Genomic DNA, 14,552 nt, shown 5'->3' with positions numbered 1-14,552 from the left:
ATTAATACCACCTCCTGCATAGTAAACCCATCAAAACAAACTATGACTCTTTAGAGGTTCTTATGAAAAACGTACTTATTGCTACTACACTGGTTCTGGCTTCAGGCTTAGCAACAGCAAACACTTTACCAGCAACGGGCGGATTTAATGGCCCGACGGCTAGCGCTCCTGTTACGGTTGCTCAAGTCCTAGAAGCAAGAGATGATACCCAAGTTCAGGTGACGGGTAACATTGTGCACTCTTTGGGAGATGACGAGTACAAGTTTACTGATGGCAAAAACACAATTGTGATCGAAGTAGAGGATGAAGCTTGGGCTGGTTTGACGATTGCTCCAAATGACAAGATAACGATTGTTGGCAACGTTGAAAAAGATAACTGGGAAGAGGCCACAATTGAAGTTGATAGAATTACAATTGGTAGCTAAATCGAGTAAATGCAGTAGTAACTGAAGCGATAACTTAAACTTCAAAGGAGCTCATTGTGGCTCCTTTAAAGTTTTAGAACTATGACAAATAGAGAACATGTATTTACTTTGTATTCTTGCTCATAGCTCATAGCTCATAGCTCATGACACATAGCTAAGTGCTATAACCGTCCAACATTAATTCAGTAAACAGTCACGTTCTCTAATAAAGCTAGATTATTAGGTAATAGACTGAATTTCTGCTGTACCAACCCATTTTTGTGTTGGGGAGCAAATATAAAGGTGACTCATTTTGGGGAAAACGGTGAGAGCAGGAGCTAACTCATTGACGCAAAAAGTATCTGCTCCATTGGTTGTCAGCATGAAATGGCTCATGTTGAGATTACTCGGCAGAGAGACTCAAAAAGCAGTCGTTAGAGAGCGTTGTAACTCTCTCTGCTCACTCGTTTACTATTTAGGCTGGTGGCCAGTCTTCTTCGCAAGCTCTTGCATAGCCTCGGCAAACGTTGTTGTCCCGCCTTTAGCTTTAACCTGTACCACCTTATACCCCAGATTTTCCAGCGCTTGGCGCTCTGCTAAAACAGCTTTATCATCTGGCTGACTGCCCTGTACTGGCTGATGAATGTAACACCCCTCGAGTTGACCATCTTCGACCAGTTGGTGGTGTTTTAATGCATTGATATCAAAATTCATAGTAAGTCTTTTCGTTTAAAATGGAGAGTCTCTGTGGCAAAGGCCGCAAGTCTTCAGAATTCTATGTTTTGTACCATACGGCATTTTAACCATAAGAAGCTAGTGTAAATACAGTAATTCAAAGGAATGCGACCTTTAAAAGGGCAGTGTAGGTTGAGCTATAGAGAGCGTTTTAGTCTAATAGCCGATTAAGTATCTTGTTTTTTTGCTGCCTCGAAATACCATCTTCATTATTTTCGCACAGAAAACGGATGTGACTACAATTCCACTGCAGATTCCTATGTAGAGAGTAATGTTAAAATCGCTTTTTAAGGTGCCACCAAAATATTTAGCGTCTGCGATTTCGAGGATCAGTAGCAACCACGGGTGGATGAAAAAAATCGCAAAGCTTGTATCTGAAATGGTGTCTAAATATTTAGATTTAAAACTCAATTTTTCAAGAGCTCCATACAGTAAAAAGATGAGGGCAACCTTTTGAATAAAAACAACATCTATCCCATCGTATTCAAAAAATGGCTTGTGTGAATTACCATTGATACCAGTGTGATTTTGATAAATAGACAGCATGACAACGATAAATAGCAACAGAAGTAGTGTCTTACTATTTAAGCACTCAGTGACCTTATCTTTATTCATACACACGCTAATCCCTATCAAATATATTGGCGTAAAATACACCAGAGACTGGAGTGGGTTAGTCCCTTCAACCGCTCGATGAACGAACAGAGACAGTATCGAAAGGAAACAAATAACCATAAGCTGTGACTTAGGCGCTAATTTGATAAAACGCATGTGCATAGGAGCAGATAAGAAGCACAAAAGAACAAAGGGGATATACCAATAGGCAGTGAGGAAGTGCCCTGTAAACAAATACTTTATTGCGGTGATGATGTCTGGATCTGACTGTTCGAACAATACACCATTGCGGTATGCACTTTCCGGGTCAACCATGTTCTCAATAGGATTAAAGTAACCCCAATTAAGGTAATAGAAAGCGAGGGTGGCGATACTTCCGAGAATTAAGTAAGGCACACCAACATTTTTAAATTTCCCAAGAACGAATTTACTGTAGCCATAGCGGCTGTAGAAGACGTGGTAAAACATATAACCTGATATAAAAACGAAGAGCGATGTACCTCCAGTTATTATGTTTTTTAGAATATTTCCAATCTCATCGGTGCTCGATAGTCCGTAAGTATACGAATGTCCCATGACGATTAGAACTATTGTAATTCCTCTAAAATTACTTATCGATTGTAGAAACATATAAACTTCCCGTTTGATTTTAGCGTCGATCTCCCTTTGATTTAACTATAGACCTGATTAAAAGTTATTCTTGCCATTTTAAGAGCATACACAATTGAGCTGCCTAATTTTTATTATGAAGTAGAGGTTTAAACTTTGTTATTGTGTCTTCAGGTGGTAAGAAACTTTAAAAAGTAAATTTTGAAGCTTTATGCCGCTAGGTATTTGTTTTCTAAAAAGCATGGGGAACACAAGGGTAAAAGTAGCAACAAGATTAAAGCGAGATAATTTTAAAAGTAGATAGCTTGGCAGTCGATAGAATGCGCCGAGAATGAAATTCTATTTAACCCGACCTTCTCACTGCGATTGTATTCATTGATAGAGTGGTTAAATCCATAGGCTGTTGAAGGGGCCATATATTGAGTTATGCCCTGTTGTGTAGCCGTTATCCCATCATGGCCGTGACCACAGATAACCTCACGTACGCGATATTTTCTCAGCACGTTCATCACATCGGCATCGTTTTCTAGACGGATGGCTTTCATCCAATCTGCACCGACTGGAATGAGAGGGTGGTGAACAACTACGATAGGGTTGTTGGCCTTTTTTAGCTGTTGTTTTAGCTGAGCCATACCACGGTTATCAATACGCCCAGACCCGAGTGGATGCTGGTCATCGAGCGGCTTGAAGCTTGAGTCTAGGAACAAAACTTCTCGTCCACAGATAGTGGCTTTATCAGTGACGAAAATTGTCGATCCTTTTAACTCTGTACGCATTAGTGAAGAGTCATCATGGTTGCCGGCAATGGCGTAAATAGATTTATCGCTAATGTGTCGCCTAATGAACGCTTCTAATCGAACGTAGTCGCCGTGTTTTGGATTACAACATATGTCACCAGTCAGAAAGATGGTCTTACATTTTGTGTCTTCATTGACGTATTCCAGTGCTCGACGCAGGTTCTCATAGCTGGATTTATCTGAAAGGTGACAATCACTGATTTGGTATACGGTGTTCATTGTTATAGTCCGGTCATTCCATACACACCGTTTACGGTGAATTAAAAATGCCTGCAAATTGGCAGGCATTCATTGGTGTTAGTTAGCTTTTGATGCGGTGTGGTGTTCAATCATGAAGGCAATGGCTTCATCGCTTAAGCAAGATTTACTGACGTATTGGCGCTGTTTGCCGACATGAAGGATAAAGCCGAGATCGGTCTGCTCAAGCTGGTCGATGTCACTCCAAGCGATAGTGTTGGTCGCTTTATGGTTTTTATAACTCACACCGTTCGTGTCACCTTGAAAGACTATTTTGCTGCCAGCGCCAGAGCTGATTCTTTGTCGCCATAACCACCATGTTCTTTTACAGTACACACTGAACGCTTCAATGACACTCAAAACAATAAAGAACCAGCCAACGTAACCGTTAGGTAATAGTTCAAACTCCAGCAGAACCACACCAAAAATTAGAAACAGTATGCCTTTCAAATAGGCTTTGGGAAATTGAGTCGGAAGGCTAGTTTGATCATAACACTCTGCGAAAAACGTTTTGTCGAGGGTGTATTCTGTGGTGAAACCGGGATCTTTAGACATGTCTGGCTACTTTAATGTTTTCTGTGAATGGGTTTACTAAGCTGCGTTCTTGCAACGTTAGTATTGTATCGCTTCTCATGGCTTATCTTTAGCTATTTTGGTTATCTTTTGTAAATCGATAATACCAATGGATGTACTTTCGCCATCGCTAACTTGCTGCTTAAACAGGTACTAAATGATGTTCATAAAGGCGATACTGAATTAGCAAAGCAGTGATTGAAGTCGTTTTGTTTAGAGCTAATGAAAAAGCCTGTAGCGAGACTTCAGGCAAAAACACATAGCGACCAGGTCGCGGTGGAGTTTGTGTGTCATCTATTGCACTTAATTCTGGCTGATTCCTCAATTGTTAAAACTGCTGCTCTATTTTTTTGAACAACAAGTAGAGGTTTTCTATAGTTAAAGCAGTAAAGAATAATACTAGGGCAGTACTGAATTCATCATAAATTTTTTCCACTTCTGAGCCACTGACGTTCATTTGTTAGGCTAGGCTTCTTACTTGATCTAATTCATCGCTGCCTCTTTCTGGAGGATTGCTGATGCTTTTGGTCTTCAAATCGTCACTTCGTTATTGTGTAACTTTAGTCATATTTCTTTGTCCTTTGTTCAGCGCTTTATCGTCGGCTTCTCCTCTGAAAGTTGGTGTCTATCCGTGTCCTCCATTTGTGATTAGTTCGATGGAAAATGAATGGAACGGCCTGAGTATTGAACTTTGGGAGAGAATTGCAAAAGAAATGGACGTTGAGTACACGATAGAAAACCACCGCTTGGATGACTTACTCAATGCGATTGAAACCGAGCAAATCGACATCGGCGTGTCTTGCATTTCAATCACGCCAGAGCGAGAGATTTTTGCTGATTTTTCCCATTCCTTTTACGAAACTCACCTTGCCATTGCAGTGAAGAAGCAGGGTTATCTTCATACCTTACACGCTATATTCTTGAACCCTGCACTGTGGATTATCATTGGAGTCATCGTGATGATCTCAGGAGTGATTGGAGCGTTTTTCTACTTATTGGAGCATGGAGAGAACGAAAAGCTTTACTCGATGAAAAGCCGGACTGGCCGTTGGCTAGAAAGCTTCATACTGGGTTTACTTTTCATCACTCGAGGTCCATTCAATTACTTTGAGTTTAAGAGCCTAACTGGACGAATTGCCACGGTGTTTATTGGCGTATTTAGTATGCTTTTTATCGCCAGTATTACTGCTGTGTTAGCCAGTAAACTGACTCTAAGCCAAGGCTCTTCCCATATCAAAGGTGTGAATGATCTTGCGGGTGTGGAGGTGGGTGCCAAAATTGCCACGACGTCTTCTCTGATGCTCACAAGTTTCGGTATTCGACACAAGAGTTACATTGATATGCCAAGGCTATTAGCAGCTTTAGAGGATGGCGAGGTTGAAGCGATTGTCGCTGATGATGTGGTGCTCAAATACATGATTGGTAATGGTAGGGTAGGCGGGCAATTTGAGGATTTAGAGGTGCTGCCTTATCAGTTAGAAAAGCAAAATTATGGCTTTATCATCACTGAAAACAACCAGTACGAAGAAGAGATAAACCGAGCACTATTGAAAATTCGTGAGTCACGGAAGTGGCGCAAAATACTGGTCGAATACTTTGCGGATAAGTAGTTTAAGTAAATTAGATACACCAGGGCTTCTAAGCTCTTTCTGCTAGAGTTGCTCAGAACCAGCGGCTTTATTTTTCTTGAAGTACTTGAATACTGTCCAAACCAGATAAGCCGCAACACCGACAATAAGTGCCGAACGAATTAAGATAGGAGCATCATGCTCAAGTTGGCCTACATGCGGCACAATACTGGCAAACAATCGACTTGTGAAAAGCAACCCCATTACTAACATTACAATTTTATTCATGTGACTTGCCATTCTATTAGGTGCGTTACACAGAACAAGCTTTGGGCATTTGACACTATCAATGCGACCAATAACGGTTCTGCTCGGAAACAAAAGCATGCGCTTCTCAAGAATAGTCGTCAATGCAATATCCGCTTAAAACCAGTAAGCTAAAGTTTCGTTTTTGGAAGAGGTTTGTTCTGCCGGATACAGCTATAAAGCGAAGCGTATATGAGTGGAAATGGGTTTAAAATATTTATGTCAGTGTCTCTTAGATTGCCAGCGAATTGAAAGCAGGGATTGATTGACGAAAAAGTTATTATCTTTGAAGTATACAACTTATTTGAAATTATTAACTTCAAAGATAACATTGCTCATGAGTTCATGATTATTCGGAATTTATCTCGTCGAATATATTTTTTCCACAATAGATAAGTCCATACAAAAAATGAGGTTATGATCAAGGTTGGTATACATTATACCAACTTCACCAGTGTTGAAATCAACAGACTTTGCGACTCTAGAAAGCCTCACTTTGTTGAGTGAAAAGGTACAGGGAGTGGTTGATAGGAATAACCAGATCGCCGTCGCTATTGAAGAGCAAGTGAATGTCTCAGAAGAGATTAACCAGAATATTCTTTCCATCCATAGTAAAGCTGAAGCTTCACACGAACTAATGGAAGACAGTAAAAAGCAGTATGAACAAAGTGTACTTAGCTTGAATGAGTTAAGAAAAGGAGTGGCTCGATTTTAAACTCATAGAGTGAGTGACTCGCTACTTTGATGAGAGGCTAAACTGTGAATTCAGATTTGAACTAGTTTTAGCTTTGCTCGCAAATATAAAACCTCGCAATTGCGAGGTTTTTTATTTTTGTTCGGTTGAGCTTACTTGGATGGGGCATCTTAACAGCCAGATCAGATGCCGGGTTAAGTCACTGCGCTAAATTAACTGGCCGTCGCTAGTTCAATTGTTGGTACTACATATGAAGGGTTGGGCGTGACGGCTCATTTCGTTCTTCAGATCTTGTTCATACTGATCTAGCCAGGCATAACGTTCGCGATACAACTTACGCTTTTGACGTTTTAGAGCTTCAAGATCTTTCCTGTTCGGGTTTGTCGGGATACTATAAAAATAGTCATCATGCAGCTGTCCATCGTGCTCTTCCCACAGACTGTTGTATTTAAGGCTGATGTCTTTGTTTTTCTTACCGTAGCGTAATGAGTTCGACACATGACCAGATTCTTTTACCGCATAGATATTGTCGATACCCAAGTTAATAGCGAGCAGTCGTAGTGTTTCTACCATGAAGGATTTAGGCCTTAAACCGTAAAAAGCTTTGGTGAATGTGCGGCTAAATCCATTGTCATTGGCGCCACCCTGTATACCGCCGATGTAGATGTTGTTGTCGAAAACAGTAAACGAAATGGTATACATTTTTTCGAGTTGAGAATTGGTCAATGAAACTGTGAGTTCACCTTCTTTTCTCGCGTTTCTTTCAAAGCTGAGATTAACTAGATAAACGTTGTCATCTATCTCAAGTTTTAAAAGATTGAGCCTTTCGTTATAGATTTGGTGTCTAGCTTCTGTTGCGAAGGTGTTTTCAAACCAGTCGTAGTGTTTGGATAAGATATCGATCTTTTCTTTATTGCTAAAGCCAGTACATAAGTAGGGAGTGACAAATTTAGAAAGGAAGTTGGGTTGCTTGATAAATAACAACTTTCTCTCTTCAGAGTTGAAATTATCACTCATTTTTCGAGTAGCTGAATAATAAAACAGGGCTCGAATAGTAAACTTAACTATCGCTTTGTACTTACCCTTATTTTTATGGGTATTTGCTTCAATCCCCATGCGAACGACATTCATAATCACCTCAAAGAAGAAGGATTGCTCGAACACAGTCGTGTCATGAACCCTCCCAATAATCTCACCAATAACAAGAAAATGATGATAGTGAAAAAGGTGATTTGGGTAAGTATGGATATGTATAGCTATGTAACTCAATCAGTTACTTAGCGTTCAGATTTTGGGCAGATGTGTTTGTCGCTTTAGTGGGAAGGGGTATGGGTATCAATGTTATTTATTGGAGGCGCTTGCTCCTAAATCAAAAATGCCACTACAAATATGCAGTGGCATTAGAACGATAACAAACTATCACTTTGCTTAAACCTAAACTTTAGTTCTTATATAAACTATAGTACTTACATAAACTAAAGTTCTAACAGTTTGGCCAGTTCACGCTCTTCGAGAAGCTCTTCAATGCGTTGACGAGTCTTAGGCGTTTCGGCTTGCGCTTTAGTCGACTTACCTGCTTTTTTGCTTCGGCTCGTTTTCGCTTTTTCCTTAGTCGTCATCGTAACCTTCCTTGTGTTTTCTGTGTTACAGGTTGCACGTCTCTTTTAGTGCCTTGCCCGCTTTAAATGCTGGCGTCTTTGATGCAGCAATCTGAATCTCTTCTCCGGTTCGCGGGTTACGACCAGTGCGAGCTGCTCGAGAGTTAACTTTAAAGCTACCAAATCCAAGGATCGATACGTCATCACCGTTAGCAAGCGAAGTAGAGATACCTTCAACTAGCGCATTTAGTGCTGTGCCTGCTTGGTCTTTTGAGATGTCTGCAGAAGTCGCGATGTGTTCAACTAATTGAGATTTGTTCATAATCTATATTCCTTATTGAGTACGGCTGGCGTCTACCTTTAGCACCTAGCTTATGCGATCTTATCAACAGCAACTGAAATAATGTCAGTGATTGGGTAGAGCTTTGTAAAGTAACCAACAGAATTGACTATAAAAGCATCTGCCGGTTCAATCAATGCAATTCATTGATTATTATTGGTTTATAGACATGTTGCCCAAATTTACGTGAGAAAAGAGCATTAGGGTTGCCCGATCGATTCATAATCCAAATTGAGGCTGTCATCTATCACGTTGACAAACGAAACTGCACAACAAAGAAGCCCAGCTTAATTGCTGGGCTTCTTTGTTGTGCAGTCAGAGCGATTTGTTCATTCAGAACTATTTAGTAATAAAAATTTGTTCTGTTTCTAGTGATGTCATCGTGCGAACTTGACGCCAAATGTAGTAGAAAATACCTAACATCATCAGCATGCTTGGGATAGCGATTGCTGGGTAGCTGTAAAGTGTCAGCTTGCCAAGTTCTTCATTAAAGGCAGCGGTGCCAGCAGGGCTTGTCACAATCCAAGTCGCTAGGAAGTAGTTCATAGCTGAAGAAAATGCGAAAGTACTCGCGAATAGGTAGTTGGATGTCATTAGGCAACGATCAAACTGAGCCTGCTTACCAAACTGCTTCAAGCGCTCTTCTATAAGAGAGATATTTAACAGAGCTGGCGTGAAGATAACTTTTTGGATAAACGGATAGCGAGTGAACGTTGAGCCAAGTACCGCTAAACCAATTAGACCAGGAATTAATGCTTCTTTTAGTGCTAACCAACGAGTGTCTAGTTCGAAGAAACCAATACCGCCGGTTAATAGCACGCTGACAAAGCCGAGCGCAGCGATGAAGTTGAACTTCTTATTGCGGATTAACTCCATGCCACCATAAGCAATAGGGAAGGCAAGGGCAACAAGCAAAGCTAAGCCCGTTCCTAGGTGCTCATCTCCGCTGAATTTCATTAAGATGAATGAAGGAAGAAGGACGTTAAAGACGACTTCGAAAAGAGGACTCGATTTTTTATTTTCTGTACTACTCATAATTTCTAAATACATTATGTTATGGATTTATTCTCAGGGATTGTTGTTTACCTCGCCCAAGATGTAAAGCCTTAAGGTATCATGCAGTGTAACGACATGTGACATCAACGACATCTATGAGCCTATTTCACGTTCGATTCAGGGCTTTACTTGTCCTATTTATCAGCCTCTTAGCAGCTTAATATCATGGTGTCGCAGCGTTTTGGTTAATTGCGCTATATTCGAGATACTATTTTTTTAAGCAGATGGATCATCTCTTTTCGTTCATCCGGCTCTAGTATGTTAAATAAATATTGAAAGAACGACGGCTACTTTGGGCGGGTCGTCGTTCAATCAAACCAAGACGTTCGAGCTTATTCAAGGCTCGAGTTGTAGTCGAGTTTTCTACCTTGGATTTCTGAGCTATTGCTCGTTGAGTTATTCCTTCCTGTTCCCATAAACACATCAAGGTGGGGCAAAGCGCGACAGTTAATCCATGTTTTTTAAGCTCAAAGTCAAATCTCTTTGCTGTGCTGTTTGCGATTACATGGATCAACCAACAAGCGGTGTGCTCGCTATCAAGTATTTTAGTCATTGATTCATTCCGGTGTACCAAATTACACCTATTTTTATTTACGCTAATGCAACCAGAGTAACGGTAAGCATTGCAGCTAAAGTAAGTACGGACAACGCTCGCCATTGCGAAACAAATGCTACGCGGCCATCAAATTGCATTCGTGTTTGAAAACCAGTGATCATTGCCCAAGTTAATGGCTTTGAACGTAATTTGTAGAATAGAACGGCAAAGATGTGTATAGCAACCAGAGCCGGGAGCACTTTTACCATGGCTAGGTGGATGTTTTCTAGCAAGGTAAAAACTGAATCATTCAACCAGATACTTGCATAGGGTAAGTGATCAAGAAGGCCAGCTAAGGCTAAGCCAGAAACACATTGAAAGAATAAAGCTGATAGTAGCGTCACAACCATCCAACCCCCAGCAGGGTTGTGACCAGGTTTAGCACTTTCTTTTCCTAGTAAATAGCGAACCACTGATTTTGGGGATCGCAAAAATTGTCTGAATCGGCTCGTTTCGCTACCAACCCATCCCCAAATTAATCGCCAGATAATTAAGGTAATCAGTGCTAGCCCTAGTTGAACGTGGGGACCATTGCCTGAAATGCCAGACGCCATTAACCCGATGAAAAGCGCTGCTTGAGCCCAGTGGTATAGGCGAGTTGATAGATCCCAAATTTTCATAACGTCATTCTCTCTGTTGTATTTATTTACTTAGCATCAATTTGACCTGCACTAATTTACACAACAATAGTTGCACGTGCAACTATTGTTGTGTAAATTAGGTTCATCAAAGCAAGACACTACATAGAAACGAACTATTGAAACTAGACAACAAAAGCTAAACGTAGCGGAGAGAGATATGAACAAGATAATGACGGGCCTACTGTGTACTACAACAGTTCTACTCAGTACCTATGCTACCGCTGAACAAGGCGATGATTTACCCGATTACTCAAACCAAATTGAACAGCGTCAACACGCATTTACGCAAATCGAAACCTTAGTAGAGAAAGCCAGCGACACTTTAGATGGCAATGATACGAATTGGCAGACACTAGAAGAAACGAGCTTAGAGCTAACGAGTCACAGCCAATCATTGCTGACGTTATTTCCGGAAGGCAGTCACGAGGGGAGTAAAGCAAAAGAGAGTGTTTGGAGGCAACCTGAAAAATTCCATCGTCTGTTAACACAAATGGACCAGGGGTTTCAGGAGCTTTTCCAAGGCAGTCAACAAGGTGATGTATCGCTTGCGGAATCAGGATTAGAAGCAGCACAAGATACTTGCAAGAGCTGTCATCGCTCATACCGCTCACGTTGGTAACACAGGTTAAACCGCTCAATTAACTTAATCGAATTAAGCTAACCAAACACATTTATTCGTCTAAGCCTTATTAGCGATTGGCTTTTCTCGTAGGTAACACCCCAAAAAACAGGCTGATAAATATAAAGCGTGCTGTATAAATAATCGATGGTTCAATAGTCCACTCATTAAAAATATCTGTTTTTATAGGCCAGTAATTTAAAGAATTTCAGCAATCTAAGTATTCGAGTATAAATATTGACTTGAGAGGAAGTGAAGATTCTATTTAGTTAGATTTGAGATAAATAAAAAGAACTGAACGTCATACGTTTAGTCCTTTTTATTTTGAGGTTTACAGCATGCCGAGAAAATAGAGCGCAATCAATAAGTGCTGCAGCCAAAAGGTTGCCTGATCTCATTTGGCGTAGAGGGGGGTGATATTTACTCGATGAATGTGCCCCTATACGTGCCCTCGTTCACATATATCAATAATTCAATTCGTTAGCCGGTTTCTTAATTTATTTTAAGGCGTAAAATATATCGCGCTTGCAAGCCGTTTTGGCAACAAACTTGTTGCCACGGACTTTTATTTCCAAATTATAGGTTTCCTATGTTCAAGAAACTCTCGCTTAAAAATAAGCTGGCGATTTCAGCCAGTATGGCCATTATCCTGGGGGGATTTTGGTTGAGGCACTGTCTTTTCGTGCTTCATTGCAACGACTAGATATTGAAGTTGAACAGCGTTTAGAGGGCGCATCGGCTTCTTACAATCAATATGTATCGGATTGGATCTTATCCAAAGAACGTGCGCTGACCTCTTTGTCGCATGAGTCTAAGCAAGAAAGCTTGGTGACTCACCTAAAACAGGTTCGTGATTCTGCCTCTTTTGATAATGTCTTCTTGGCATTTCCTGATGGTTCGCAAAAGAACGCGAACGGAGTAGTACTGCCGCCGGGCAATGATGATCCTCGTTTGTGGGGCTGGTATACCAATGCGGTTGCCAATCCAAGTAAGGTTTTCATGGATAACCCTACGGTTGCAGCGGCAACGGGAGCGAATGTAGTGTCTCTGGGCACTGCAATGCAACTGCATGGCCAACAGGTAGTATTGGGCGCGGATGTTGAAATTACCGACATTCTAAATAGCCTTGAAAAAGTAATCCTTCCGGGTGAAGGTTACATGTTCATCGCGACCAATAAAGGTACGGTCTACACGCATGCTGACACTAAGTTGTTGAACAAGGATATCAGTTCACTTGGTTTGAATTTTTCAGATGTGCAAAAGGCATTGGTAAGCGGTAAGGACATCTCTATTGAGTTGAAAGGTACCGACTATGTGCTATATGCGCGCGCAATTGATGGAACCAATCTAATTACGATTAGCGTGGTGAATCATGACTCTTTAGTGGCGCCACTCTTTGACGCTGTTATCGGGCAAGTGTTGGTGACATTGCTAGTGGTTGTGGTTTGTACGGTACTATTTAACTTACTTTGTACCATTCTATTCCGTCCACTAAATCATGTGTCTCAAGCTCTGGCGCAAATCGCTAACGGTAGTGGTGATTTAACTCAACGTATTCATGTTGAAAATCAAGACGAAGTAGGCGAGTTGGCTCATAACTTTAATACCTTTGTGGGCAGCTTACAGCTGTTGATTGGTCATATTCGTGGGCAGTCAGAGCAGTTAAATAGCCAGTCAGAGCAAAGTGCTCAACGTGCGAACCGTTCTGTGGATGAGCTTAACCACCAACAGCAAGAAATCACTATGGTTGCAACGGCAGTCACTGAAATGGCGAGTGCAACGCAAGAGATCGCATCGCATGCAGAGCAAACGGCAAAAGCAGCGCAAGACTCAGCGGCGAGCACCAACAGCGGTCATGCACTGGTTGTCGACACTAAAGGTTCCATTAACAACCTAGCGAATGAAGTGAACGAAGCGGGTAGTGTAATTAGCGATCTGAATAAACACGCTCAAGAAATCTCGACCGTATTAGCCACTATTCAAGGCATTGCGGAGCAAACGAACTTGCTTGCTTTGAATGCCGCTATTGAAGCCGCTCGTGCTGGTGAACAAGGTCGTGGTTTTGCCGTAGTAGCTGATGAAGTTCGTGTGCTTTCTCAACGCACTCACTCTTCAACGGAAGAGATCAAGGCAACGATCGATGTTCTACAGCGCACAACAGCACAAGCCGTTGAACTGATGGAAACAAGCTCTAAGCTAGCACTACATTCTGTAGAAGATGCAGACCGAGCTTCTCTCGCGCTAGAAGAGATCAATACGTCTGTTGCCTTGATTAGCGACATGGCGACTCAAATTGCGACTGCAGCAGAAGAGCAAACACACGTGACGGGTGAAATTACCCAAAACATTACGACCATTAAAGATGTCACTGACCACTTGGTTGTGGGCGCACAGGACAGCTTAACTGAGTCAAACGAACTTAAAAGCCAAGCCGCTGGTTTAAGTGACAAAGTGGCTACTTTTAAGCTTGCTTAAGCGTCTAATGGACTGATGCCTGATCAGTCTGCTTGCGTTAAGCAATAAGCCAAAGCGACGTACATTACGTCGCTTTTTTTGTATTTGTTAGTAATAGAACTCTTTATCAATCTGTTTCTGAGAACTCTTTCAGCGCACTTATTGCTGCATCAGCTTTGTGCTTCTGGACGAAGATATGATCGTGATAATAACCTGCAATCACATTGGCACTGATGCCGTACGAGCCTAGTTTAGTCGCAAAGGCGGCTGTTAGCCCCACGGCTTCTAGGCTCGAGTGTACCGATAAAGTGATCATGCTAAACACACCGTCGAAACTTAACTGCGCTTGAGTCGCCACTTTTTCTGTCAGCACCAAAGTTAACCCTTCTCTTTCTCGAAAGGTCGCCATAGGATTGAGATGGACATAGTCGGCTAGTCCTCCCTCTACTGTACAAAAAACATAATCACCTTCAATGAGCTCAGGTGACATGGACTTCAACAGAATGTCTAAATCGGTAATGGCGGTCATCATTTTCCCTGCTTAATCGCGTTTGTTTAGGGTGTTGGGTAATGTAGCCAAGATAGAGATAAGCTGTCGGCGAGTACAATTAATAATATTTATTCACTATAAGTACGACTAATCGTATGTGATTTTGATGCTGCATTTTTTAGTTTTTTCGGGATTTTTGGTGTGTGATATGTCAATAAAGA

Annotated in this window: 15 protein-coding genes and 2 pseudogenes; 5 read left to right on the top strand and 12 right to left on the bottom strand. The window is 41.4% G+C overall.

The genetic code is table 11. The features are described 5' to 3' along the window. Window positions 1-62 precede the first annotated feature (62 nt). On the top strand, window positions 63-425 hold the full coding sequence (locus AB8613_RS01810; RefSeq protein WP_285954073.1) for a NirD/YgiW/YdeI family stress tolerance protein: 363 nt from the start codon (window positions 63-65) through the stop codon (window positions 423-425). A gap of 450 nt (window positions 426-875) precedes the next feature. On the opposite strand, the gene AB8613_RS01805 is transcribed toward AB8613_RS01810, so the two are convergent. From AB8613_RS01805 to AB8613_RS01790, 4 genes are all read right to left on the bottom strand, one after another. Next, complete coding sequence (locus tag AB8613_RS01805) at window positions 876-1,118, bottom strand: hypothetical protein (RefSeq protein ID WP_065205428.1); 243 nt, start codon at window positions 1,116-1,118, stop codon at window positions 876-878. 177 nt (window positions 1,119-1,295) lie between these two features. Next, window positions 1,296-2,384 (bottom strand): acyltransferase, encoded by a 1,089-nt coding sequence (locus AB8613_RS01800; RefSeq protein WP_146491261.1) that lies wholly within the window; start codon window positions 2,382-2,384, stop codon window positions 1,296-1,298. Window positions 2,385-2,653: 269 nt separating this feature from the next. Continuing rightward, window positions 2,654-3,379, bottom strand: coding sequence for a metallophosphoesterase (locus tag AB8613_RS01795; protein ID WP_327783943.1), 726 nt, complete (start codon window positions 3,377-3,379; stop codon window positions 2,654-2,656). Window positions 3,380-3,457: 78 nt separating this feature from the next. Then, window positions 3,458-3,952, bottom strand: a complete 495-nt coding sequence (locus AB8613_RS01790) for a YcxB family protein (RefSeq protein ID WP_372384320.1) — start codon at window positions 3,950-3,952, stop codon at window positions 3,458-3,460. 536 nt (window positions 3,953-4,488) lie between these two features. On the opposite strand from AB8613_RS01790, the gene AB8613_RS01785 reads away from it, so the two are divergent. After that, the gene (locus tag AB8613_RS01785; protein WP_372384319.1) at window positions 4,489-5,580 is read left to right on the top strand and encodes a transporter substrate-binding domain-containing protein; all 1,092 of its coding nucleotides are present in this window, start codon (window positions 4,489-4,491) and stop codon (window positions 5,578-5,580) included. A gap of 42 nt (window positions 5,581-5,622) precedes the next feature. Here AB8613_RS01785 and AB8613_RS01780 read toward each other — a convergent pair whose 3' ends face one another. Further along, window positions 5,623-5,826, bottom strand: a complete 204-nt coding sequence (locus AB8613_RS01780; protein WP_102530138.1) for a hypothetical protein — start codon at window positions 5,824-5,826, stop codon at window positions 5,623-5,625. A gap of 538 nt (window positions 5,827-6,364) precedes the next feature. On the opposite strand from AB8613_RS01780, the gene AB8613_RS01775 reads away from it, so the two are divergent. After that, window positions 6,365-6,559, top strand: a complete 195-nt coding sequence (locus tag AB8613_RS01775; protein WP_372384318.1) for a hypothetical protein — start codon at window positions 6,365-6,367, stop codon at window positions 6,557-6,559. Between the two features lie 210 nt (window positions 6,560-6,769). On the opposite strand, the gene AB8613_RS01770 is transcribed toward AB8613_RS01775, so the two are convergent. The 6 genes and pseudogenes from AB8613_RS01770 to AB8613_RS01745 all read right to left on the bottom strand — a co-directional run bounded on the left by AB8613_RS01770 (window position 6,770) and on the right by AB8613_RS01745 (window position 10,747). Further along, the gene (locus AB8613_RS01770) at window positions 6,770-7,669 is read right to left on the bottom strand and encodes a VirK/YbjX family protein (protein ID WP_146491255.1); all 900 of its coding nucleotides are present in this window, start codon (window positions 7,667-7,669) and stop codon (window positions 6,770-6,772) included. 344 nt (window positions 7,670-8,013) lie between these two features. Beyond that, window positions 8,014-8,157 carry a hypothetical protein gene (locus AB8613_RS01765; protein WP_017059112.1) on the bottom strand — a complete coding sequence of 48 codons (144 nt, stop codon included), beginning with the start codon at window positions 8,155-8,157 and terminating at the stop codon, window positions 8,014-8,016. Window positions 8,158-8,182: 25 nt separating this feature from the next. Next, window positions 8,183-8,458, bottom strand: a complete 276-nt coding sequence (locus AB8613_RS01760; protein WP_017059113.1) for an HU family DNA-binding protein — start codon at window positions 8,456-8,458, stop codon at window positions 8,183-8,185. Window positions 8,459-8,815: 357 nt separating this feature from the next. Beyond that, window positions 8,816-9,511, bottom strand: a complete 696-nt coding sequence (locus tag AB8613_RS01755) for a VC0807 family protein (protein WP_146491254.1) — start codon at window positions 9,509-9,511, stop codon at window positions 8,816-8,818. A 215-nt stretch (window positions 9,512-9,726) separates the two neighbouring features. Beyond that, window positions 9,727-10,085: pseudogene (locus tag AB8613_RS01750) on the bottom strand (MarR family winged helix-turn-helix transcriptional regulator). A 38-nt stretch (window positions 10,086-10,123) separates the two neighbouring features. Then, complete coding sequence (locus AB8613_RS01745; protein ID WP_146491253.1) at window positions 10,124-10,747, bottom strand: cytochrome b/b6 domain-containing protein; 624 nt, start codon at window positions 10,745-10,747, stop codon at window positions 10,124-10,126. Window positions 10,748-10,925: 178 nt separating this feature from the next. Here AB8613_RS01745 and AB8613_RS01740 point away from each other — a divergent pair, with 178 nt between their 5' ends. Together AB8613_RS01740 and AB8613_RS01735 are read left to right on the top strand one after the other, a co-directional pair. Further along, complete coding sequence (locus AB8613_RS01740) at window positions 10,926-11,387, top strand: cytochrome c (RefSeq protein WP_146491252.1); 462 nt, start codon at window positions 10,926-10,928, stop codon at window positions 11,385-11,387. Between the two features lie 589 nt (window positions 11,388-11,976). Beyond that, window positions 11,977-13,862: pseudogene (locus AB8613_RS01735) on the top strand (methyl-accepting chemotaxis protein). A gap of 106 nt (window positions 13,863-13,968) precedes the next feature. Here AB8613_RS01735 and AB8613_RS01730 read toward each other — a convergent pair. Beyond that, window positions 13,969-14,370, bottom strand: coding sequence for an ACT domain-containing protein (locus AB8613_RS01730; protein WP_372384843.1), 402 nt, complete (start codon window positions 14,368-14,370; stop codon window positions 13,969-13,971). Window positions 14,371-14,552: the final 182 nt, after the last annotated feature.

The organism is Vibrio sp. BS-M-Sm-2, assembly GCF_041504345.1.
Taxonomy (GTDB): Bacteria; Pseudomonadota; Gammaproteobacteria; order Enterobacterales; family Vibrionaceae; genus Vibrio; species Vibrio satsumensis.
Note: the sequence above shows the minus strand (reverse complement) of the source record. Positions and strands in the feature narration are given on the sequence as shown.